This is a genomic window from Myxococcus sp. CA005 (assembly GCF_006518205.1).
Lineage (GTDB): Bacteria > Myxococcota > Myxococcia > Myxococcales > Myxococcaceae > Myxococcus > Myxococcus xanthus.
Genome location: NZ_SRLV01000046.1, coordinates 21,533 through 40,370, shown reverse-complemented (window position 1 = coordinate 40,370; position 18,838 = coordinate 21,533). Strand labels below are relative to the sequence as shown.

General features: G+C 69.3%; 21 protein-coding genes. 11 read left to right on the top strand and 10 right to left on the bottom strand.

Translation table 11 applies throughout. The features are described 5' to 3' along the window. The first annotated feature begins 101 nt into the window (after nucleotides 1-101). Nucleotides 102-713, top strand: a complete 612-nt coding sequence (locus FMQ63_RS20890; protein ID WP_216609074.1) for a DUF2378 family protein — start codon at nucleotides 102-104, stop codon at nucleotides 711-713. Here the strand turns inward: FMQ63_RS20890 and FMQ63_RS20885 are convergent. The 3 genes from FMQ63_RS20885 to FMQ63_RS20875 all read right to left on the bottom strand — a co-directional run bounded on the left by FMQ63_RS20885 (nucleotide 710) and on the right by FMQ63_RS20875 (nucleotide 3,628). Beyond that, complete coding sequence (locus FMQ63_RS20885) at nucleotides 710-2,149, bottom strand: sensor histidine kinase (RefSeq protein WP_225909223.1); 1,440 nt, start codon at nucleotides 2,147-2,149, stop codon at nucleotides 710-712. The genes FMQ63_RS20890 and FMQ63_RS20885 overlap by 4 nt on opposite strands. 301 nt (nucleotides 2,150-2,450) lie before the next feature. After that, entirely contained in the window at nucleotides 2,451-2,651 is a 201-nt protein-coding gene (locus FMQ63_RS20880; protein ID WP_020478611.1) for a hypothetical protein, read from the bottom strand. Between the two features lie 26 nt (nucleotides 2,652-2,677). After that, nucleotides 2,678-3,628 (bottom strand): ADP-ribosylglycohydrolase family protein, encoded by a 951-nt coding sequence (locus FMQ63_RS20875; protein ID WP_011553090.1) that lies wholly within the window; start codon nucleotides 3,626-3,628, stop codon nucleotides 2,678-2,680. A 182-nt stretch (nucleotides 3,629-3,810) separates the two neighbouring features. On the opposite strand from FMQ63_RS20875, the gene FMQ63_RS20870 reads away from it, so the two are divergent. Then, the gene (locus FMQ63_RS20870) at nucleotides 3,811-4,620 is read left to right on the top strand and encodes a class I SAM-dependent methyltransferase (RefSeq protein ID WP_011553089.1); all 810 of its coding nucleotides are present in this window, start codon (nucleotides 3,811-3,813) and stop codon (nucleotides 4,618-4,620) included. Here FMQ63_RS20870 and folD read toward each other — a convergent pair. After that, the gene (folD, locus tag FMQ63_RS20865; RefSeq protein WP_011553088.1) at nucleotides 4,593-5,459 is read right to left on the bottom strand and encodes a bifunctional methylenetetrahydrofolate dehydrogenase/methenyltetrahydrofolate cyclohydrolase FolD; all 867 of its coding nucleotides are present in this window, start codon (nucleotides 5,457-5,459) and stop codon (nucleotides 4,593-4,595) included. The two genes, FMQ63_RS20870 and folD, sit on opposite strands and share 28 nt — an antisense overlap. Before the next feature lie 53 nt (nucleotides 5,460-5,512). Between folD and FMQ63_RS20860 the strand changes: the two genes are divergently transcribed. From FMQ63_RS20860 to FMQ63_RS20845, 4 genes are read left to right on the top strand one after another with little or no spacing between them, the layout of a single operon-like run. Beyond that, a complete protein-coding gene (locus FMQ63_RS20860) occupies nucleotides 5,513-6,334 on the top strand; it encodes a TerB family tellurite resistance protein (protein ID WP_011553087.1) in 822 nt (273 codons plus the stop codon). Nucleotides 6,335-6,385: 51 nt separating this feature from the next. Further along, a complete protein-coding gene (locus FMQ63_RS20855) occupies nucleotides 6,386-7,099 on the top strand; it encodes a Smr/MutS family protein (RefSeq protein ID WP_020478610.1) in 714 nt (237 codons plus the stop codon). A gap of 37 nt (nucleotides 7,100-7,136) precedes the next feature. After that, nucleotides 7,137-8,132 (top strand): adenosine deaminase, encoded by a 996-nt coding sequence (locus tag FMQ63_RS20850; protein WP_011553085.1) that lies wholly within the window; start codon nucleotides 7,137-7,139, stop codon nucleotides 8,130-8,132. 8 nt (nucleotides 8,133-8,140) lie between these two features. Then, nucleotides 8,141-9,232 (top strand): quinone-dependent dihydroorotate dehydrogenase, encoded by a 1,092-nt coding sequence (locus FMQ63_RS20845; RefSeq protein ID WP_011553084.1) that lies wholly within the window; start codon nucleotides 8,141-8,143, stop codon nucleotides 9,230-9,232. A 99-nt stretch (nucleotides 9,233-9,331) separates the two neighbouring features. Here FMQ63_RS20845 and FMQ63_RS38080 read toward each other — a convergent pair whose 3' ends face one another. The 6 genes from FMQ63_RS38080 to FMQ63_RS20815 form a co-directional block, all read right to left on the bottom strand. After that, the gene (locus FMQ63_RS38080; protein WP_225909222.1) at nucleotides 9,332-10,018 is read right to left on the bottom strand and encodes a hypothetical protein; all 687 of its coding nucleotides are present in this window, start codon (nucleotides 10,016-10,018) and stop codon (nucleotides 9,332-9,334) included. A gap of 101 nt (nucleotides 10,019-10,119) precedes the next feature. Continuing rightward, the gene (gene exoK, locus FMQ63_RS20835; RefSeq protein ID WP_020478608.1) at nucleotides 10,120-11,274 is read right to left on the bottom strand and encodes a spore coat polysaccharide biosynthesis glycosyltransferase ExoK; all 1,155 of its coding nucleotides are present in this window, start codon (nucleotides 11,272-11,274) and stop codon (nucleotides 10,120-10,122) included. Beyond that, nucleotides 11,264-12,544 carry a spore coat polysaccharide polymerase ExoJ gene (gene exoJ, locus FMQ63_RS20830; RefSeq protein ID WP_011553082.1) on the bottom strand — a complete coding sequence of 427 codons (1,281 nt, stop codon included), beginning with the start codon at nucleotides 12,542-12,544 and terminating at the stop codon, nucleotides 11,264-11,266. Before exoJ ends, exoK begins: the two co-directional genes overlap by 11 nt. A gap of 150 nt (nucleotides 12,545-12,694) precedes the next feature. Then, nucleotides 12,695-14,362: a DUF6178 family protein gene (locus FMQ63_RS20825; RefSeq protein ID WP_305034248.1), complete on the bottom strand. Its 1,668-nt coding sequence runs from the start codon at nucleotides 14,360-14,362 to the stop codon at nucleotides 12,695-12,697. Between the two features lie 83 nt (nucleotides 14,363-14,445). Beyond that, nucleotides 14,446-15,066 carry a ribosome biogenesis GTP-binding protein YihA/YsxC gene (yihA, locus tag FMQ63_RS20820; protein WP_011553080.1) on the bottom strand — a complete coding sequence of 207 codons (621 nt, stop codon included), beginning with the start codon at nucleotides 15,064-15,066 and terminating at the stop codon, nucleotides 14,446-14,448. A gap of 4 nt (nucleotides 15,067-15,070) precedes the next feature. After that, entirely contained in the window at nucleotides 15,071-15,547 is a 477-nt protein-coding gene (locus FMQ63_RS20815) for a cytochrome c family protein (protein WP_228556458.1), read from the bottom strand. Nucleotides 15,548-15,674: 127 nt separating this feature from the next. Here FMQ63_RS20815 and FMQ63_RS20810 point away from each other — a divergent pair, with 127 nt between their 5' ends. The 5 genes from FMQ63_RS20810 to FMQ63_RS20790 are packed head-to-tail and all read left to right on the top strand — an operon-like array spanning nucleotide 15,675 to nucleotide 18,835. After that, entirely contained in the window at nucleotides 15,675-16,142 is a 468-nt protein-coding gene (locus tag FMQ63_RS20810; RefSeq protein WP_026114211.1) for a hypothetical protein, read from the top strand. 10 nt (nucleotides 16,143-16,152) lie between these two features. Next, nucleotides 16,153-16,749 carry a dephospho-CoA kinase gene (coaE, locus tag FMQ63_RS20805; protein WP_011553077.1) on the top strand — a complete coding sequence of 199 codons (597 nt, stop codon included), beginning with the start codon at nucleotides 16,153-16,155 and terminating at the stop codon, nucleotides 16,747-16,749. Between the two features lie 23 nt (nucleotides 16,750-16,772). Then, entirely contained in the window at nucleotides 16,773-17,915 is a 1,143-nt protein-coding gene (locus tag FMQ63_RS20800; protein WP_011553076.1) for an SDR family oxidoreductase, read from the top strand. 39 nt (nucleotides 17,916-17,954) lie between these two features. Next, nucleotides 17,955-18,350, top strand: coding sequence for a MaoC/PaaZ C-terminal domain-containing protein (locus tag FMQ63_RS20795; RefSeq protein WP_011553075.1), 396 nt, complete (start codon nucleotides 17,955-17,957; stop codon nucleotides 18,348-18,350). 5 nt (nucleotides 18,351-18,355) lie between these two features. Then, entirely contained in the window at nucleotides 18,356-18,835 is a 480-nt protein-coding gene (locus tag FMQ63_RS20790) for a MaoC family dehydratase N-terminal domain-containing protein (RefSeq protein WP_011553074.1), read from the top strand. Nucleotides 18,836-18,838 lie beyond the last annotated feature (3 nt).

The window sequence follows — 18,838 nt, the reverse complement described above, 5'->3', positions numbered from 1 at the left end:
CAGCCGTGCGGGCTTTCACACTTTCTCGGTTTCCCTCACTTTCGTAGCCACACGAGGAGGGGCGCGCGCGTCGAGTGCCGCCTCCCAGCGCAGGGGTGGCCATGATTGCGTTTGAGGTCGCGCGGGGAACGCCTGAACCTTTGACGGAGCTGGCTCGGCGGCTGAGCCGCGCGGAGGAGAAGGACCGCGCCCGGGGCATGTTCTTCCTGGGGGCGCTGGACGTGGTCCGGATGGAGGTGGGGGAAGCCGCCGCGGCGCGGTGCCTGGCGGCCTCGCGCGAGCGCGCCTTCGTGCCCTTCTTCCTGTACCCCATCACCAGCTTCCTGCGGCTGTCCTTCAGCGCCGCGGGGTTGCTGGCGCCGCGGCTGGGCGGCTTCGAGGCGGCCATGCGGACCATTGGCGCCCGGTCCGCGCAGGACTTCCTGAGCACCGTGGTGGGGCGCAGCTTCCTGGCATTGTCCGGTGGCTGCCCGCGCCGGCTCGTCAGCAACCTGCCGTCCGGCTACAGCACCGCCGTCAGCTACGGCGAGCGCGACGTGGAGTGGGTGGGCGAGCGCCAGGGCCGCCTCAACATGTTCCGCGACTTCATGCCGCACAGCTACCATGAGGGCGTGCTGCGCGCGGCGCTGGCCGCCATTGGCGCCCGCGACACGCACATCCGCGGGCGTGCCACGGGCCTGCTGGACGGCGAGTACGAGGTGTCCTGGAGCTAGAGGGCGACCTCGGCGGCGGGGCAACCCGCCGGGAGGCAGAGGGTGAAGACGCTGCCCTCCCCTTCCCGGCTCTCCACGCGCAGGGTGCCGCCGTGCTGCCGCACCGTGCTGGCCACGACTGACAGTCCCAGGCCCGTGCCCGCGGGCTTCGTCGTGAAGAGCGGCTCGAAGATGCGCTCCTGCATCGCCTCCGGGATGCCCATGCCATTGTCGGACACGCGGATGATGAAGGCGCTGCCATTGCCGCCTTCCGCGAACACGTCCACCCGGCCCAGACGGCCCGCCGGCATGGCCTCCACCGCGTTCTGCACCAGGTTGATGAGCACCTTGCGCAGCAGCTCCCGGTCCACCCAGGGTGACGCCAGCGAGAGGGGGACGCTGTTCTGGATGCGCACGCCTTCGCGGCCCGGCACCACGTCCAGCACCTCCTCCATCAGCGCGTGCAGCGAGCAGGGCCGCAGCTCCAGCGGACGCTCGCGGGCGAAGTCCAGCAGCTCGGAGGAGATGCGTGAACACACCGCCAGCTCGCGCTCGATGATTTCCAGGAAGCGCTGGAGCCGCTGGTCCGCCAGCGTCACGTCCAGCTTGCGCAGGTGACGGACGACCACGGCGTTGGCGGTGCGGGCCGCGGCCAGCGGGTTGCGCAGCTCGTGGCTCACCGTCGCCGTCATCCGCCCCACCGCCGCCAGCTTCTCCACCCGCGCGGCCTGCTCGCGGTAGGAGCTCATCTCCCGGCGCACGCGTGCCAGCGCATGCTCATGGTCCACGCGCTCGTTCGCGTACGCGCCCTCCAGCAACACCTGCTGCACCGCCACGCGCCGCATCTCCCCCAGCGTCTCGCGGCACGCAATCACCAGCACCCCGTTGACGAACACCATCCAGAAGGCGTGCTCCAGGAAGCGCCACCACGCGGGATTCGACACGCCGAAGATGGACTCCGGCCACCAGATGCCGCGCAGGCAGTGCTCGAGCACCGCCGTGACGGTGGCGGTCGCCATCACCGCCGGGTCCCGGTAGAAGGCCAGGAAGGCCAGCGAGCCGAACACATAGAAGTGCGTTTCGATGCGGCCGCCCGTCAGGTGGATGAAGAGCGCGGCCCAGAGCATCTGCGCGACCGCCACCACGTGCCGCGTGACGACGTCCCCGGCCCGCAGCCGCACCAGCACCAGCGGGAAGGCGGACAGCAGGCCCCCCAGCACCACCGCCACTTGCAGATGGGGATGCACCACCCGCGACGTCCCCTGCCAGGCGAAGGGCGACAGCACCGCCGCCACCGCGATGGCGACCAGCCACTGCCCCACCATCAGCACGGCGAAGCGAGAGTCCACCCGCCGTCGCACGGCCTCCAGGTGCTCGCCGAGCAGTGCGTCCACCCGCACCTCCAGCGCGTCGACCCCACGTGTGAGCACCATGTTGCCGGAAGTCTCCGTTGACACGGTACCCTCCGTCCGCACGTTCTCCCCGCGTGTATGGCCGAATCGCCCCCGAAGCACAGGCGCGCCCACATCCTGGTCAATCATTGCGTGACTCACCCCGGCCATACCGGCCCCCCCGGATGAGTCGCCATCCTAACCCCTCGCACACCCCTGGCAATCCAAACTTGTCGGAATAAGCGGACTGTTCCAACAAAAACATGCAACTTGCCCTCGGGGCTCGTTGATGACGGTGTGAAACACACCGTCACCCGCTCGTTCCATCGACAGGGATTGAACAAGCGTCGAACAACCGTGGCATGTGTCAGGGGGTGAGCATGGTGGCCATCATCCGCTGCTCCGAAGGGGCCAGCGACACGCGCACGGGCTGACACTGGGCAGGCTTGGGCCTGCCAGCGTCCGTTCCCTGAGTCTCCGAGGTCGGCGCGGCGCTCACACAGACCTGGTCGCTGCCCGGCACGACACTCGCGAAGCGCGCGGGCTCGCTCAGGGTCAACGTCTGCACCTGTGAGGGGCAACACCGGGTCAACCTCAACTCACGGTGCACTTGAGCAGCTTCTGCAACATGGGATGTAACAACTCACCCCCGCGCAACGACTCACGCCAACGCGCGGGGATGCCATTCACGCCGTGGATGAGCCCGGCGATACCTCCCGCCACCGCCGCGGTGGTGTCGGTATCCCGGCCCAGGCGCACGGCGGCCTTCACCCCCTGCTCGTAGGTGTCGTGCTCGACCACGCACTGGCGCGCGGAGCGGAGGCAATCCACCACGTAGCCCGTGCCCGTGCCTCGAATCTCCTCCCAGCCCGGCGGCAGGACATGCGTGTCCAGTTCAGTGCGAGCCTCGAAGCCTTCGGGATACAGATTGCGGAACGTCTCCACCGCGTCCGTCCATGCCTCCGAAGCACGCGCGCCTTGGAGGATGCGGCGGGCCCACAAGCAATACAGCGCACAGCACACCTGGGAGCGCATGTGTCCATGCGTGACGCGAGACTGAGTCATCGCGTCCGAGGCGAGCTTCGCGTCATTGCCTGAATGCCAGAGCGCCAATGGCAGCACGCGCATCAACGAGCCATTGCCGTTGTCTCGTTCGTCCTTGGGGCCGGCCATCAGCGCGGGCGTCCCTGCGTGGACCAAGGCCAGGGCCGTGCGTGTCTGGATGCCCACGTCGAACACCTGGCCATCCACCGCGAGGTAGCCCCACTCCAGCCAGTTCACCAGGCGGCGGCCCAGGTCTTCCGGGTCCAATCGCCCATGGTAGAGCAACGAATCCAGCAGGCACAGCGCATGCGCGCCATCGTCGGACCAGGTCCCCGGCGGCACCCCGTCATGCGCGCGCTGGAAGCCCTCGGGCGGCTGGAAGTCGATGTCCTCGGGCGGTGGAATCCGCGCGGGTGCGTGGAACTCGTAGGGCACGCCCAAGGCATCCCCCACCAGCAATCCGTAGATTCCCCCGGCGATCTGCTCCTCGCGACTCGGCATGGTGTTGCCCCCCCACGGTGAGGCGAAACACGCTACGACAACGTCCGAGCGCGCGTACAGCGGACGCACGCCGCTGAACGCTGGGGGGCATGGATGTCGCAACAAGTTTGCGCCTTCAGGCCCCGCCATGCAGGCTTTCACGCGAACCGGGCCATGCCGAGCCCCCACGCCCAGGAGCCCCCATGTCGGCCGTATCGCCCCTAGCCCAACCCGAGGCCTGGAACCTGGTGGCGCCGGAGTACGTGCGCGAGCTGATGCCCACCTTCGAGACGTTCTCCAGGGAGGCCCTGCTCCGGGCCGGCGTAGCGCAAGGGACGCGTGTCGTGGACGTCGCCACGGGGCCGGGCACGCTCGCGCTGCTCGCCGCGCGCGACGGCGCCCGCGTCACAGCAGTCGATTTCTCCCCGGAGATGATTGCCGCCCTGCGCGGCCGGACCGCGGAGGCGAAGCTCGACGTCGACATCCTGGAGGGTGACGGCATGGCGCTGCCCTTCGAGGCGAACGCGTTCGACGCCGCCTTCTCCATGTTCGGCCTGATGTTCTTCCCGGACCGGGCACGTGGCTTCCAGGAGCTTCACCGGGTACTGAAGCCGGGCGGCCGGGCCGTCGTGTCCAGTTGGACGCCCTTTGAACGCTCGAAAGAGCTGCGCGCCGTGTACACGCGCCTCTGGGAGCAGATGGGCGCGAAGCCATCACAGCCGGGCGCCATCCCCCTGTCCGACCCCGACACCTGTCAGCGGGAGATGTCCAGCGCGGGCTTCACCCACGTCACGGTGAACGAAGTGGAAGGCTCCATCGACTACCCGTCCACAGCGGCCATGGTGGATGCCACCACCCGCTCCAGCGCGCCCGTCGTGCTGGCACGCAGGGCGCTGGGCCCGCAGTGGGAGCCGCTGCTCTGGTCCATGCACGAGTACGCGCAGGCGGAGCTGGGACCGGGGCCCCAGCGCGTCACCCTCACGGCCTACCTGACGACAGGCACCAGGCCGTAGCGGACGGCCGCGTCGAGCGTGTTGCGCATCAGCATGGCGATGGTCATGGGCCCCACGCCACCGGGCACGGGGGTGATGAATGACGCGCGCTCGGCGGCAGCGGCGAATTCCACGTCGCCCACGAGCTTGCCGTCCGGCTTGCGATTCATCCCCACGTCAATCACCACCGCGCCGGGCTTTATCCACGCGCCCTTCACCAGCTCGGCCGCCCCCACCGCCACCACCAGGATGTCCGCGCCCTCCACTTCCCGGCGCAGGTCGCTCTTGCTGTGGCAGATGGTCACCGTGGCGTTCTTCTGGAGCAGCATCAGCGCCATGGGCTTGCCCACGATGTTGCTGCGCCCCACCACCACCGCCCGCTTGCCCGCGGGGTCGCAGCCAATCTCCTCCAGCAGCCGCATCACCCCGTAGGGCGTACACGCCCGGGTGGTGGACCGGCCCAGCAGCAGGTTGCCGGCGTTGAGCGGGTGGAAGCCGTCCACGTCCTTCTCCGGCTTCACGGCGGAGATGATGACGTCCGGGTCGATGTGCCTGGGCAACGGCAACTGAACCAGGATGCCGTGCACCGCCGGGTCCGCGTTGAGCTGGTGGATGACCTCCAGCAGCGCCGCCTGGGTGATGCCCTCGTCCGGGTGGAGCTCCCAGGAGCGGAAGCCCACCTCCTCCGCGGCCTTCTTCTTCCCATTGACGTAGACCTTGGAGGCGGGGTCCTCCCCCACGCGCACCACGGCCAGCCCCGGCGTCAGGCCATGCTCGAGCTTGAGCCGGTCGACCTCCGCCTTGACCTCCGCTCGCACGCGCGCCGCAACTGCCTTGCCATCAATCAACTGGGCGTTCACCCGTGCCACTCTATGCGAAACTCCCCCGCCGGAAAGGGAGCGGAACGTCGGCCATGGGCGCAGGAACAGTTCTGGGAGCAATGCTGGGGTTGATGGCGGGGCTGCTCGTGGGCAGCCCCTGGGCCATTGTCCTGCTGCTCATCGCGGGCGGCTTCGCGGGGCGCTACTACGACGCCCAGCACGCCCTACCGCCCGAAGACCCGGAGGCGCTGTCCGGCTTCTCCCACGCCCCCTACGCTTCCGCCCATGACGCCACGTCGGAGGCGGCGCTCGTGCCTCGCGAGGAGGAGCCCTACGAGCAGTTCGCCAGTGACTTGTGCGCCGTGTTCGTCGAGGTGGCCCACGCGGATGGCGAGGTCCGCCGCGACGAGGTACGCGTGGTGCGGCGCTACTTCCAGACGACCCTGGGCTACGGCCCCGAGGCCCTGGAGGTCGTCCGGAGCCACCTCAAGGTCTTCCTGGCCCACCCGCCCGACCTGGACGCGGCCGTCAGCGCCTGCCATGCCCAGCTCCCCTCGGCCGAGCGGCACCGGCTGCTGGACACGCTCTACGAGCTGGCGCTGGCCGACGGAGGAATGCAGCGCTCCGAACGGGAGGTCCTGCGCCGCGTCGCCGAGGGCCTGGGCATCTCCGAAGCGGACGAGCAGGCCATCATCGCCCTGCACCTGGGCGCCGGGGATGAACACTACGCCGCGCTGGGCCTGATGCCGGACGCCACCGACGTCGAGGTGAAGCGAGCCTTCCGGCAGCTCGCCGCGGAGCACCACCCCGACAAATCCGCCCACCTCGGCCGTCAGGCCGCCGAGCAGGCCGCCCGTCGCTTCCAGCAGATTCGCGACGCCTACGAAGAGATTCGGCGCCTGCGCGGGCTGTAGCGCCGGATTACATCCCTCACAGTCGCCCACGACGAGGACGCACTTTCCGCCATGAGTCAGCAGCGCAACGGCCCCAAGAAGAAGGAAGCGGCTTTCAGCAACAACCCCTTCAAGTCCGCCATCCAGGTGATGAAGGACCAGGAGAAGAAGGAGGCGCAGGAGAAGGCCGCGGCGGAGGTCGCGAAGCGCAAGGCCGCGGCGCCCCCGCCCCGGGCCACGAAGGCGCCCAAGGTCCGCGAGGAGGACGATGCCTCCCTTTTCTTCTCCGCCATGGACGGTGTGCAGCAGCTCACCCACCGGGGCGAAGCGCCCGCGCCCAACCCGCGCCTGCCTGCAATCATCGATGAAAACGCGGAGGCGCTCGCGCAGCTCTCCGAGCTGGTCGCCGGCCAGGGCGACTTCGACTTCACCGGCACGGATGAGTGCATCGAAGGAGCGAGCCCCGGCATCGACCGGAACCTGATGCGCGCGCTGCGCCGGGGCGACTTCGCCATCCAGGGACAGCTGGACCTGCACGGGAAGACACAGAGCGAGGCGCGCGACGCGCTGGAACGCTTCCTGGGTGACAGCCGCCGCGCGAAGAAGCGCTGCGTGCTCGTCGTGCACGGTCGCGGTTTGAACTCCAAGGACCAGATTCCCGTGCTGAAGGAGCGGCTCAAGGGATGGCTGTCCGAGAAGCGGATTGGCCGGATGGTGCTGGCGTTCGCTACCGCACGGCCTCAGGACGGAGGCACCGGCGCGGTGTACGTGCTGCTCCGGCGGTAGTCTTTACGCGAGCCCGACACTGTGCATACATGCCGCCATGGCACGCGATCTGATCGACCTGCATATCCACGTGGGTGGCGCTGTGGCGCCCCACATCCTCTGGTCCATCGCCCACCAGCAGGGCTTCAAGCTCCCGGTGAAGAACTACTTCGACTTCGTGGAGCTCATCACCTCCCGTCCGGGCAAGGTGGGAAGCCTGGACGACTACCTGAAAATCCTCCACACCTGGACGGAGAAGATCCAGTCGTCCCCCAGCGCGATTGAGCGCTCCGTCTACGAGGTCATCGGCAAGGAGTACCGCGGCAGCCGCGTGACGCAGATGGAGCTGCGCTTCAACCCGATGAAGCGCAACCTGAACTCCGAGCTGGACCTGGACCACATCATCCACGCCGCGCTGCGCGGCATGGACCGCGCGGTGCTGGAGTACGGCGTGAAGATGGGCCTCATCTTCTGCCTGGCCCGCGAGTTCGACCACCGGCTCAACAGCATCATCGTGGACAAGGCCATCAAGTACCGCACGCGCGGCGTGTACGGCATCGACCTGGCCGGCACGGAGACGAACGCCATGGAGCTGAAGCCGGAGGTCGTCACCCAGTACGAAGAGCTCTTCTCGCGGGCGCGCCGCGCCGGGCTCAAGTGCACGGTGCACACCGGCGAGACGCGCGGCACCGGCGCCGAGGGTGTCATGGCCGTGGTGGAGAAGCTCCAGCCGCACCGCATCGGCCACGGCATCCGCGCCGCCTACGACGAGCACGCGATGAAGGTGCTTCGCGAGCGCGACCTCGTCCTGGAGCTGTGCCCCACGTCCAACCTGCACACCAAGGCCGTGGAGGGCGTGGAGGAGCTGCGCCACATCGTCCGCACCTTCTGGGACCGCAAGGTGAAGTTCACCATCAACACCGACGGCCCCTACCTGCTGGAGACGGACATGCGGCGGGAGATCGACATCATCGAACAGAACGGCATCCTCACGCCCGAGCAGGTGGATCAGACGCTCGCCTGGGCCCGTGAGGCCTCGTTCATCCCCGCTTGAGCCACGCCATGTACGGACTCACCCGCTCGCTCCTCTTCCAGCTCTCCGCGGAGCGCGCGCACCGGCTCGGCATGGCGGGGCTCCACTACCTGGGCCGCTCACGGGACTTGTGCGAGTCCCTGCGCGAGAAGGCCCTGGAGGGCGCCCCGCCCGGCCTGGCCGTCGAGGTGGCCGGGCTGCGCTTCGCCCACCCCGTGGCGCTGGCCGCCGGCCTGGACAAGGACGCGGAGGCGGTGGACGGCCTCTTCGCCTGCGGCTTCTCCGCAGTGGAGATTGGCACCCTCACGCCCAGGCCCCAGCCCGGCAACCCCAGCCCTCGCCTGTTCCGCCTGCCGGAGCACCGCGCGCTCATCAACCGCATGGGCTTCAACAACCACGGCGCCACCCAGGCCGCCGCGCGGCTGCGGATGCAGACGTGGCGTCCGGGCCCGCTGGGGGTGAACATCGGCAAGAACAAGGACACGCCGCTGGAGCAGGCGGTGGATGACTACGTGGCCTGCGTGGACGCGCTGGCGCCCCTGGGCGACTACGTGGTGGTCAACGCCTCGTCCCCCAACACGCCGGGCCTGCGCAAGCTCCAGGAGCCCGAGCAGTTGGGGCAGCTCCTGGGCGCGGTGCAGGAGCGCCTGGCCACCGTGGCCCCGGGTAAGCCGCTGTTCCTCAAGATTGCCCCGGATCTGTCCCCCGAGGCAGTGGACGAGGTGGTGGATGTCGCGCGGGCCCAGAAGCTCGCCGGCCTCATCGCCACCAACACCACCGTGGCCCGGCCCTTCGAGCATCCCCTGGCGAAGGAAGCCGGCGGCCTGTCCGGCGCGCCCGTCCGCGAGCCCGCCAACGCCGTCATCCGCCGCGCCTGGCTGCGCAGCGGGGGCGCGCTGCCCATCATCGGCGTGGGGGGTGTCTTCACCGCCCAGGACGTCTACGAAAAGCTGCGCGCGGGCGCGTCGGTGGTGCAGGTGTACACGGGCTTCATCTACGAGGGCCCGGGCATGGTGGGAAACATCCTCCCCACCCTGGCCACCCTGCTCGCCCGCGACGGCTACAAGCAGGTCCGCGACGTCATCGGCGCCGAGCACCGGAAGCCGGGCGCACCCAACTGACGCGCCGCATCAATCCGCGGACAAAAAATGAGCGCTCGCCGGCGCCTTGGAGTTTCACCGGCGAGCGCCCCGGGCCCAGTGCTTGACGGGCCTCGAAAGCTATTGCTGCACGGTGAGCGAGCCGCCGACCGTGCTGACATCCACCGCATGGGTGCCTGAGCCATACGTCTGCTCGCGGCCGCCCAACCTCGCGGGACTGTCGTTGAAACGACCACCGACAGTATTGAATTCCAATCTCACATCCGCCTGGGCCGGCAGCTTCAGCCGGACATCCCCGCCCACCGAGGACACAGAAGTAGCCACGACCTTCCGCGGTGCCAATGCCACGGTGCCGTTCACCGTGCTGACATCCAACCGCTCCTCCGAACCGCTCACTTCCACACGGCCATTGACTGTCGCCAGCGACTGCCGCCCCGTCACGCCCGCCACCGTCACCGGACCGCCCACCGTCGCCAAATCCAAACGCGCCCGCCGTGGCACCTTCGCCGTGAACCTCACCGCGGGCCCGCTCCGACGGCAGGACCGCGTTTCTTGTTCACACGGACCGCAACAAACCCGCGCCCGGATGACTCCCTTTTCTTGGACGACTTCCACGCCCACTTCGTTCCGGGAACTCTCCGCGCCTTCCCAAACAACCGAGATTACCACGTCATTCCCGTCTACCGCATCTACGCGCACCGCGCCATCAACATTGCCGATGTGAACTTCAGGCATACCGTCCGTATTGAACGTCCACGTCTGGGTGGACGGCGCGGCGGCGAGGATGAGCAGCAAGGGCAGGACCATGTGCGGGCTCCGGAAGGGGTGGGATGCCCCCTTCCCTACGCCCCGGCCCCGCCCCCATTGCGCCTGGTGGAGACGCAGTATCCACACCGCTCTGACATGCCTCAGGCGTCCGCGCCCCGGGCAATCCGCTGATACAGCGCGTCATGGCGCCGGACCATCTTCTCCAGGGAGAGCTCGCGCGCCACGAAGTCCCGCGCCGCATGCCCCATGCTTCTCGCCTTCTCGGGATTCGCGAGAAGCTGACGGAAGGCCTGGGCCAACTGAGCGGGACGCTCGGGGTCCACCACGAGGCCGCGTTCGCCATCGCGGACCAGGTCGGTGTTGCCACCCACTCGGGTCACCACCATGGGAAGCCCCGCGGCCATGCCCTCCATCACCGCGTTGGACATGCCCTCCGCGGTGGAGCAGAGGACGCCGAAGGTCGCCCGGGCGTAGATGGCGGGCACGTCCGTGCGGTGCCGTAGGAAGTGCACGGTATCGGACACGCCCAGCTCACCGGCCAGCTTCTCCAGGCCCGGCCGGCGCGGACCATCTCCCACCAGGAAGGCGTGCAGCGTGATGCCGGAATGGCGCAATTGGGCCAGCGCGAGCAGCAGGTCCTCCTGCCGCTTCACCGGGTGATTCATGTTGGCCACGTGGACCACCACCGGCGCGGCCCCCGTGTCGGGGAGCGGCCCGCGCAGCCCTTCGCGCCTGCGGGACTCGAAGCGCGGCAAGTCCAGGCCGTTGTGGATGACGGACACGCGCGAGGCCGGCAGGCCCTCCTCGGTGATGAGCTGGTGGCGGATGGCCTCCGCGTTGCCAATCACATGGTCCGCCATGCGGCACAGCCGCGACTGCACCGCGCGCCGCGCACGCCCCTGCCAGTGCGCCAGGTCCAACCGGCCCACGATGACCTTCGTGCCCGCGAGCTTCGCCGCCGGCACGGCCACCATCGTGGAGTAGAAGTCATGCACGTGCACCAGCTCCACGCGGTTCGCCTTGAGCCAGCGTGCCATGCGGTACACCTGATACGCCGTGTTCGGCTGCACCACGGAGCCCTTGAGCGGGAAGGCCGCGGGTGCGTGGCCCAGCTTCCACACCGCGGCAATCAGCGGCCCCGAATCATCCAGCACGGACACCTGCAACCGGTAGCTGGCGGGCAGTCCCCGCAGCAGCTCCAGCACCTGCACTTCGGTCCCTCCAATGTGGAAAGACCGGGTGAACTGAACCAGACGGAGGGGCTCCTGCCCCATCCGCGCCTCCTCACGCCGCATGTCCGGACCCCTCCCACGTCGCCACCACCGGCTCGCTCGGAGCCGGACCCCATTGCCTGTCCAACGCCTCGGACGCGCGCGCCACCCGGTGCGCCGCCGCCGCCAGGCCGAAGAGCACGTACAAGTGCGCGGACAGGATGTAGCCAGAGAACAAGTCACACACGAGGTAGCCCACGACTGACGCGGACAAGGCTCGCGCCAGCCACCCCACTTCCTTGTCCCGCGACGCCTCGAAGGCGCCGCCCGCGGCACCACCCGTGAACACCATGAAGAACAACAGGCCCACCCAGCCCAGCTCGCCGATGACGTCCAGGAAGATGTTGTGGGCCACGTACGCCCGGCGCGCCTCGGGGGGCGCGTACATGGGCCACGCGTAGCGGAAGCCACCCGCCCCCACGCCCAGCAGCGGCTTGTCCAGGCTGATGCGGCTGGCCACCTGCCACGCGTAGACGCGGCCCATGGCGGACGCGTCCTCGTGGAACTCGGCCACCGTCTCGTTGCGCTGCCAGAAGCTCTGCGGCGCGAAGACGAGCAGGCCCATCACGAAGAGCGAGCCCACGACAATGGCCTGGATGCGGCGCTTCTCGCGGATGGCCCACACCGCCATGGCCGCGGAGAGACCGATGAAGCCGCCGCGCGAGTGCGAGACGACAATGGCCGCCACCGCCAGGATGGCCGCCGTCAAACACGCCAGACGCCACAGCCAGCCGCTGCTCTTGCGGGCCACGAAGGCCACCGCCAGCGGCACCACCAGCGCCAGGTTCATGGCCATGTGGTTCGGGTCCGCGTAGACGCCCACCCAGCGCGCGCGGAAGCCTTCCACCAGGTCCTCACCCACCAGGTACCAGTTGATGGCGCCAATGGACGTCACCACCGACGCCAGCACCATGGCCCCGCACACCACCGCCAGCCGGCGGCCGGTGGTGATGACGTTAATGAAGGTGATGTAGATGGCCGTCAGCTTCAGCAGCTCGACGCCCGTGGCGGTCGTCACCTCCGGAATCACGGACCACCCGACGGACGCCACCGCCAACGTGGAGAAGGCGATCAGCGCCAGACCGCGCGAGCCGTCCAGGTACAGCGGCTCCGCCCGCCCCAGCCGGCGTATCACCATGAGTCCCGCCGCCAGCCCCGACGTCACCAACGCGAGGCGCAGCGGTGCGAGCGCCGGGATCCACTCGCCCGGCACCGAGTACATGACCGCCGCGAAAGCGGTCAGCGCATAGAAGGCCCACACGTCACGGCGCTGCCCCTGCTCTCCCAGCACCATTCACTCCACCTCCCGGCAGTTGCGTCGCGCACCAATACGCGTGCCTGGGCGAAAGCAGAGGACATGCCAGGGGCCCCGTCGGGCAAAGCCCTGAATCTTCTAGAACGGGGCGGCCTCGCCGAACGTGCGGGCCGCCCCGGACTGAAATTCCTACGGGACGGGGCTGCTCTCCATCGGAAGAACCGCCGAGGCCACCGGCTCCAGCCGCCCGTCCTGGAGCCAGGGCGTGCCCAGCTCCTCCAACAGCCGCGACAGGGTCAGCATCACCAGACGGCGCAGCTCCGCATGCGCCTCCGGCGCCACCGCCGGCTCCAGGCCCTTCTGGGCGCGCTCGGCAGCGGAGGCGCGCAGGCGCGGCGCTTCCGGGGCACCTTCGAAGAGGCGCTGGCCCAGTTCCACCACCCGCCCCAGCGGAACCGGGCGCGCGTCCGCGCGCTCCTCCAGCACCGCCATGGCCACCACCGCGGCCAGCAAGCGCTCCTGGCCCAGCGTCTCCAGGGGCACGCCGAAGCGAGCCAGGGCCTCGCGCGTGGAATCGTCGGTGCCGCCCAGCACGCCGCGGAACACCTGCACCTGGGCCTCCGCGCGGGCCAGCAGCGCCTCGGTGGCGGCCAGCTCGCGCCGGGAGCGGAACGCCACCGGCTCCGCGCCTTCCACGCGAAGCGCCCGCCGGGGCCGCTTCTGGCGCAGCGCGGAGATGGCGGCCGCCTCCTCCGGGAGCACCATCAGCACGCCCTCCACCAGGGCGCCAGGCGCCTTGGCCAGCCGGTCCGCGCGAAACTTGAGCTGGAGCGTGAGCGAGAAGCCCGTCTGGAAGATGCGCCGCAGCGGCGTGTCGCGCAGCACGTCCGTGGCGCGCTCCAGGTCCGCGCCCGTCAGGTGCTCGAGCGCCAGGGACAGGTAGTCCCGCACCGTCTCGCTCGCGCGGCGGATGGCGTCCAAATCCCCCGGGTCCGCCAGGTCCGCCACCAGCGCGGCGCTGGCCACCTCGCGCAGTTCGTCCTCCGCGTTCACCGCCTCCACCATCGTCAGGCCGCGGAAGGCCGCCTCCAGGTAGTCCACGTGGCCCGTGGTGGGCGCCAGCCCCGGGCGCGTGGCGGCCACGGGAGCGGGCGCCACGTCCACGCGGCTGAACAGGGACACCGCCTCCTCCAGGGACGGGAAGCCCATGTCCTGGAGCCGGCCGCGTCGGAACTGGTACGCCGCCTCCTCCAGCTCACTGGGAATCTCCCAGCGCACGGCCTCCAGCAGGCGCACGGCCTCGAAGGGGTTCTCCGCGATGAGGTCGTTGAGGAGCGAGCGGACGGCGGACATCTCCACGCCCTCCACCTTGATTTCGACGAGGTAACGCCCCTCCGGGGTCTCCATCGTCACGCCCGGAGGGTTGACGTCCGGGTTCTCTTCCAGGTCGTGCACCTCGATGAACTCGCGCAGGATGATTTCGAGCACTTCCAGGTCCAGCGTGTGCAGCTTGCGCAGGAACTCCCCCGTGTCCTCCACCCCGCCCCGCGCGGCGCGCAGCCAGGTGAGGACGGCGTGCGAGTCCAGCGCGTCCCGCCGCCAGCCGGCCAGGTCCACGAAGGCGCGGAACTGGCCGGGCGAGGCGAGCTGCACCAGCTCCGTCGAATCCGCGAGCCCCAGCTCCTGGATGGTGACGTAGAGGTCCTCGGCGGGCATCGAGCGCACCAGCGCGCGGGCCTCCGCGACATCCAGGAGGGCGTCCACCCGCTGACGCGGGGACAACCTCATCAACCGCTGACGCAGCTCCCGGGGAGCCAGCTGCGTGTCGCTTCCATTTCCCTTGCCGTTTTCGGACACGGCGCGGTCCCTACCACAGCGCCCCCCGGCCCGGGAGCAGAACCCCACCGGGAGCGGCGGCTACCGGATGATGCCGGCGGCCCTCAGACGCGGGCGGACTTGCCGAAGGTGTCGAGCAGCGCGCCCCAGACCTCATCCACGCCCAGCTTCTCCGTGGAGGAGAAAGGGAGGATGACCTCCAGCGGCAGGTCCATCAGCTTGGAGAGCTCCACCAGCCGAGGCTTGAGCCTGGCCTTGGTGAGCCGGTCCACCTTGGTGGCCACCACCAGCACCCGGCGGTTGTGCGCCTGGAGATAGTCGAGCGTGGTGAGGTCGTCCGGCGTGGGGCCCACCTCCACGTCCACGATGCTGACCACGGCCTCCAGGCGGTGCCGCTTCTCCAGGTAGGTGGTGATCATCTTCTCCCACTGGGCCTTGTCCGCCTTGCTGGCCTTGGCGAAGCCGTAGCCCGGCAGGTCGGCCAGGCGGATCTGGTGGCGCACGCCGCCGCGCTCCAGGTCCACGTCGAAGAAGTTCAACGTCCGGGTGCGCCCCGGCGTGTTGGACACGCGCACCAGCTTCCTGCGGCCGGTGAGCGCGTTGATCATGGAGGATTTGCCCACGTTGGAGCGGCCGACGAAGGCCACCTCCGCCGTGTGGTCCGTCGGGTAGCCCTTGGGCTCCACGGCGGTGGTGACGAAGCGTGCGTCGAGGACCTTGATCACAACGTCATTTCTTGGCCGACGGATCCGCGGCGCGGCGGGCGCGCTCGGCGGACCAGTGGTCGATGGCCTTGAGCGACTCCTTGAAGTCGAACGGCCGGAGGGAGGGCGAGGAAGCGTCGTGGCAGGAGCGGCACTGCTTCTCAGAGGGGTCCACCAGGCCCACCAGGCGCGCCAGCTCCGAGTCCTTCATCACGTACTCGGGCGAGTAGTACTGCCCACCGCCGTGGCATGTCTCACAGGTGACATTCACCGTCGCCTGGGTGACCTGCTCCGGCGAGTGGCAGGACAGGCAGCGCCCGTCCTTCTTCTGCTGGTCGGTGAGCGAACTCTCCGCCCGGGCGTGCTTCGACTGCATCCAGGCGTCGTAGGCCTCGGGGTGGCAACCCTTGCAGCTATCCGGGCCTACGAAGTCGGCGCCCCCGGCCGCCCCAGCGGCGGCCAGCACGAGAAGGGAGAGGATCCTGATGCCAGGAACGCGCATGAAGCCGGAGTAGCAGAGCCCCCCGGACGGGGCAAGGCGTCTCGTGGTTGAATGACCGGCAGAAACTTCCGTCGGGCATAGGGGGTTGCTAGAGCCTTGCCCGCCCGTTCCAGCAGGGAGGAGCCGTATGCGCATCCTGACCGTCCTCGCCGTCCTCACCTTCGCCGTCCCCGCCGCCGCCAAGCCCTGGCAGGGCATTGAGCCGGGCGTGTCGAAGCGCGACGAAATCATCAAGAAGTTCGGTGAGCCCTCGCGTACCGTCAAACAGGACGGCAAGGAGATCATCGCCTACCTGTCCAAGGAGGCCATCAAGGGCACCACCCAGGCTCAGTTCAAGGTGGATCCGGACACGCAAATGGTGGAGCGCATCGACGTGTTCCCCGGGCCCATCATCGACAAGGAGACGGTGGAGAACAGCTACGGCCCCTCCTGCCCCTCCGGCGCCGCGCCCGCCACGCCCTGCTACCTGCGCAAGCTGACGGACGACTTCCGCACCTACTTTCTCTACCCCCGCCTGGGCCTGGCCATCTTCTTCAACGAGGACGGCAAGACGGTTCAGTCGTTGACGTTCACCACGCAGAAGGCCGCGAAGTAAGGCCCCGCCCGTGCACGTCTTCGGACTGACGGGAGGCATCGCCTCCGGCAAGAGCACCGTGACGCGCATCCTGCGGGAGCTGGGCGCGGAGGTGCTGGACGCGGACGTGATTGCCCGCGAGGTGGTGGAACCGGGCACGCCCGGGCTGGCCGCGGTGGCGGCGCGCTTCCCCGGCGTGGTGGGCTCGGACGGCCGGCTGGACCGGGTGAGGCTGGGCGCACGCGTCTTCGGGGACCCCGCAGAGCGCGCCGCGCTCAATGACATCACCCACCCGCTGGTGCGTCAGGCCTTCATGGACAAGCTCCAGGCGCTGGAGGAACGGGGCGTGGCGCGCGTCATCTACGACGTGCCCCTGCTCATCGAAAGCGGCATGCACACCTGGATGGAGGCCGTGGCGGTGGTGTGGGTGCCCCGCGCAATGCAGAAGGCCCGGCTGATGTCGCGCGACGGGCTGGACTCCGACGCCGCCGACGCCCGGCTGGCTGCCCAGCTTCCCCTGGACGACAAGCGCGCCCATGCCACCTGGGTCATCGACAACAGTGGGGACCTGGCCTCCACCCGCGCCCAGGTTGAAGCGATGTGGCGCGCCATGCTCGCGCGCGGCTGAGCGCCGGGTATGCTGCGCGCCGCATGAGCGAGACGCGCAAGAAGGCCACGGCCGGAACGTACTTCATCACCGGCTACCCGGGATTCATCGGCAAGCGGCTGGTGGAACACATCGCCCGCGAGGACCCGAAGGGGCACATCTACGCGCTGGTGCAGCCCAAGTCGTTCAAGGAAGCGCAGCAGCACGCCGCCCGCGTGAAGGGCGCCAAGGTGGAGCTGCTCACCGGCGATGTGGTGGACATGCACCTGGGCCTGTCGGGCGAGGAGTACCAGCGCCTGTGCGAGCGGGTGACGGACATCTTCCACCTGGCGGCGGTGGCCCAGTTGGGCGTGGCCAAGGAGACGGCCTGGCGGGTGAACGTGGACGGCACCCGCAACATGCTGGAGCTGGCTCGGGACTGCGGGAAGCTCACGCGCTTCAACTACTTCTCCACCTGCTACGTGTCCGGCGACCGCCTGGGCGTCATCGCCGAGGACGAGCTGGACCGGGGCCAGGGCTTCCGCAACGCCTACGAGGAGACGAAGTTCCAGGCGGAGCGGCTGGTGCAGCGCGCGGCTGCCACCGTGCCCATCACCGTCTTCCGTCCGTCCAGCGTGGTGGGCGACTCCCGCACGGGGGAGATCGACCGCTTCGAGGGGCCCTACTACCTGGGCATCCTCCTGGTCACCTCGCCGCTGGTGGTGCCCCTGCCCCTGCCGGGCAATGGCGTGGCGCCGCTCAACGTGGTGCCGGTGGACTACGTGGTGGAGGCGGTGTGGCGCCTGTCGAAGGACCCGCGCGCCCAGGGCAACACCTTCCACCTGGTGGACCCCAACCCGATGAGCGCGCGCCGCGTGTACGAGCTCATCGCGGAGAAGTCGAACAAGAAGCTGCCGCGCTTCAACCTCTCCGCGCGCGCGGCGGACGTCATGCTGCGGCTGCCGCTGCTGGAGAAGCTGGCCCGCCCCCAGCGCGCCGCCATCAGCTACGTCAACCACCTGGCCATCTACAACTGCCACAACACGCTGGAGCTGCTGGACGGCACCGGCGTGCGGTGCCCTCCCCTATCATCCTATCTGGATCAGCTCGTGGCCTACGTGCGGGACCAGTACCGCAAGCGCCGTGAGGGCTCGGACGAATACGACCCGTTGGATCAGGGCACGGCACCCGACGCGGAGCGTCCCTGAGCACGCGCGGCGGCCAGCCGTGGTAGATCGACGGTTCCCATGCCACGCACCTACCAGCCAGGCGACACGTTCACGCACGTCCGCGAGTGCGACCGGTACCGGCCGATTTACTACGCGGGCGCCTCGGGGGATTACAACCCCATCCACATCGACCCGGAGGCGGGCTCCGCCGCCGGGCTCAATGGCAACATCCTCCAGGGGCTGTGCACCCTGGGCTGGGTGGTGGAAGCCATTGCCGGCTTCGTGGAGGACCCCGGCCGGGTCCGCCGCGTGAAGGCGCGCTTCTCGCGCCCGGTGCGGCCCGAGGACACGATTACCTTCCAGGGCCGGGTCACCGCCGTCCAGGACGGGCGGCTCACGGCGGAAGTCTCCGCCACCAACCAGCGCGGCGAGGACGTCCTCAAGGGCGCCGTCGTCGAAGCCTTCATCGGGTAACGACCATGGCCCTCGACAAGCAATTCATCGGCCGTGAGTACGGCCCGTACCACTACACCCTGGGCGAGGAGAAGATGCGCGAGTTCACGCTCGCCGTCGGCGGCGCGAAGCCGGGTGCCGGAACGCCGGGCGAGCCTCCCGCGCACGTCAGCCCGCTCCTCTACGACGCGCAGGCCGCCAAGGCGGGGCCTCACGGGGGCCTCATCGCCTTCCCCAGCTTCGCCGTCGTCTTCGCCATCCGCCCCTTCAGCGCCGCCATCGCGGACCCCGCGCTGAACATCAACATGCAGATGCTGGTGCACGGCGAACAGGACCTGGAGTTCCTGGACGTCATGCGCCCAGGCGACGTGATGACGACCACCGGCCGCATCGCGGACCTCTACGAGCGCGCCCGAATGGGCTTCGTCATCGTCACCAGTGAGTCGCGCAACCAGCACGGCACCCTGGTGGTGAAGGGCACGTGGACGGCCATCATCCGCGGCTAGCCG

Coding starts and splice junctions, on each gene's coding strand:
- FMQ63_RS20845 (WP_011553084.1), top strand. CDS start 8,141: ATGTACGGACTCACCCGCTCGCTCCTCTTCCAGCTCTCCGCGGAGCGC.
- FMQ63_RS20795 (WP_011553075.1), top strand. CDS start 17,955: ATGCCACGCACCTACCAGCCAGGCGACACGTTCACGCACGTCCGCGAG.
- FMQ63_RS20870 (WP_011553089.1), top strand. CDS start 3,811: ATGTCGGCCGTATCGCCCCTAGCCCAACCCGAGGCCTGGAACCTGGTG.
- exoK (WP_020478608.1), bottom strand. CDS start 11,274: ATGCGGCGTGAGGAGGCGCGGATGGGGCAGGAGCCCCTCCGTCTGGTT.
- FMQ63_RS20860 (WP_011553087.1), top strand. CDS start 5,513: ATGGGCGCAGGAACAGTTCTGGGAGCAATGCTGGGGTTGATGGCGGGG.
- FMQ63_RS20815 (WP_228556458.1), bottom strand. CDS start 15,547: ATGCGCGTTCCTGGCATCAGGATCCTCTCCCTTCTCGTGCTGGCCGCC.
- FMQ63_RS20810 (WP_026114211.1), top strand. CDS start 15,675: ATGCGCATCCTGACCGTCCTCGCCGTCCTCACCTTCGCCGTCCCCGCC.
- FMQ63_RS38080 (WP_225909222.1), bottom strand. CDS start 10,018: ATGGTCCTGCCCTTGCTGCTCATCCTCGCCGCCGCGCCGTCCACCCAG.
- FMQ63_RS20790 (WP_011553074.1), top strand. CDS start 18,356: ATGGCCCTCGACAAGCAATTCATCGGCCGTGAGTACGGCCCGTACCAC.
- FMQ63_RS20800 (WP_011553076.1), top strand. CDS start 16,773: ATGAGCGAGACGCGCAAGAAGGCCACGGCCGGAACGTACTTCATCACC.
- exoJ (WP_011553082.1), bottom strand. CDS start 12,544: ATGGTGCTGGGAGAGCAGGGGCAGCGCCGTGACGTGTGGGCCTTCTAT.
- FMQ63_RS20875 (WP_011553090.1), bottom strand. CDS start 3,628: ATGCCGAGTCGCGAGGAGCAGATCGCCGGGGGAATCTACGGATTGCTG.
- FMQ63_RS20850 (WP_011553085.1), top strand. CDS start 7,137: ATGGCACGCGATCTGATCGACCTGCATATCCACGTGGGTGGCGCTGTG.
- FMQ63_RS20855 (WP_020478610.1), top strand. CDS start 6,386: ATGAGTCAGCAGCGCAACGGCCCCAAGAAGAAGGAAGCGGCTTTCAGC.
- FMQ63_RS20890 (WP_216609074.1), top strand. CDS start 102: ATGATTGCGTTTGAGGTCGCGCGGGGAACGCCTGAACCTTTGACGGAG.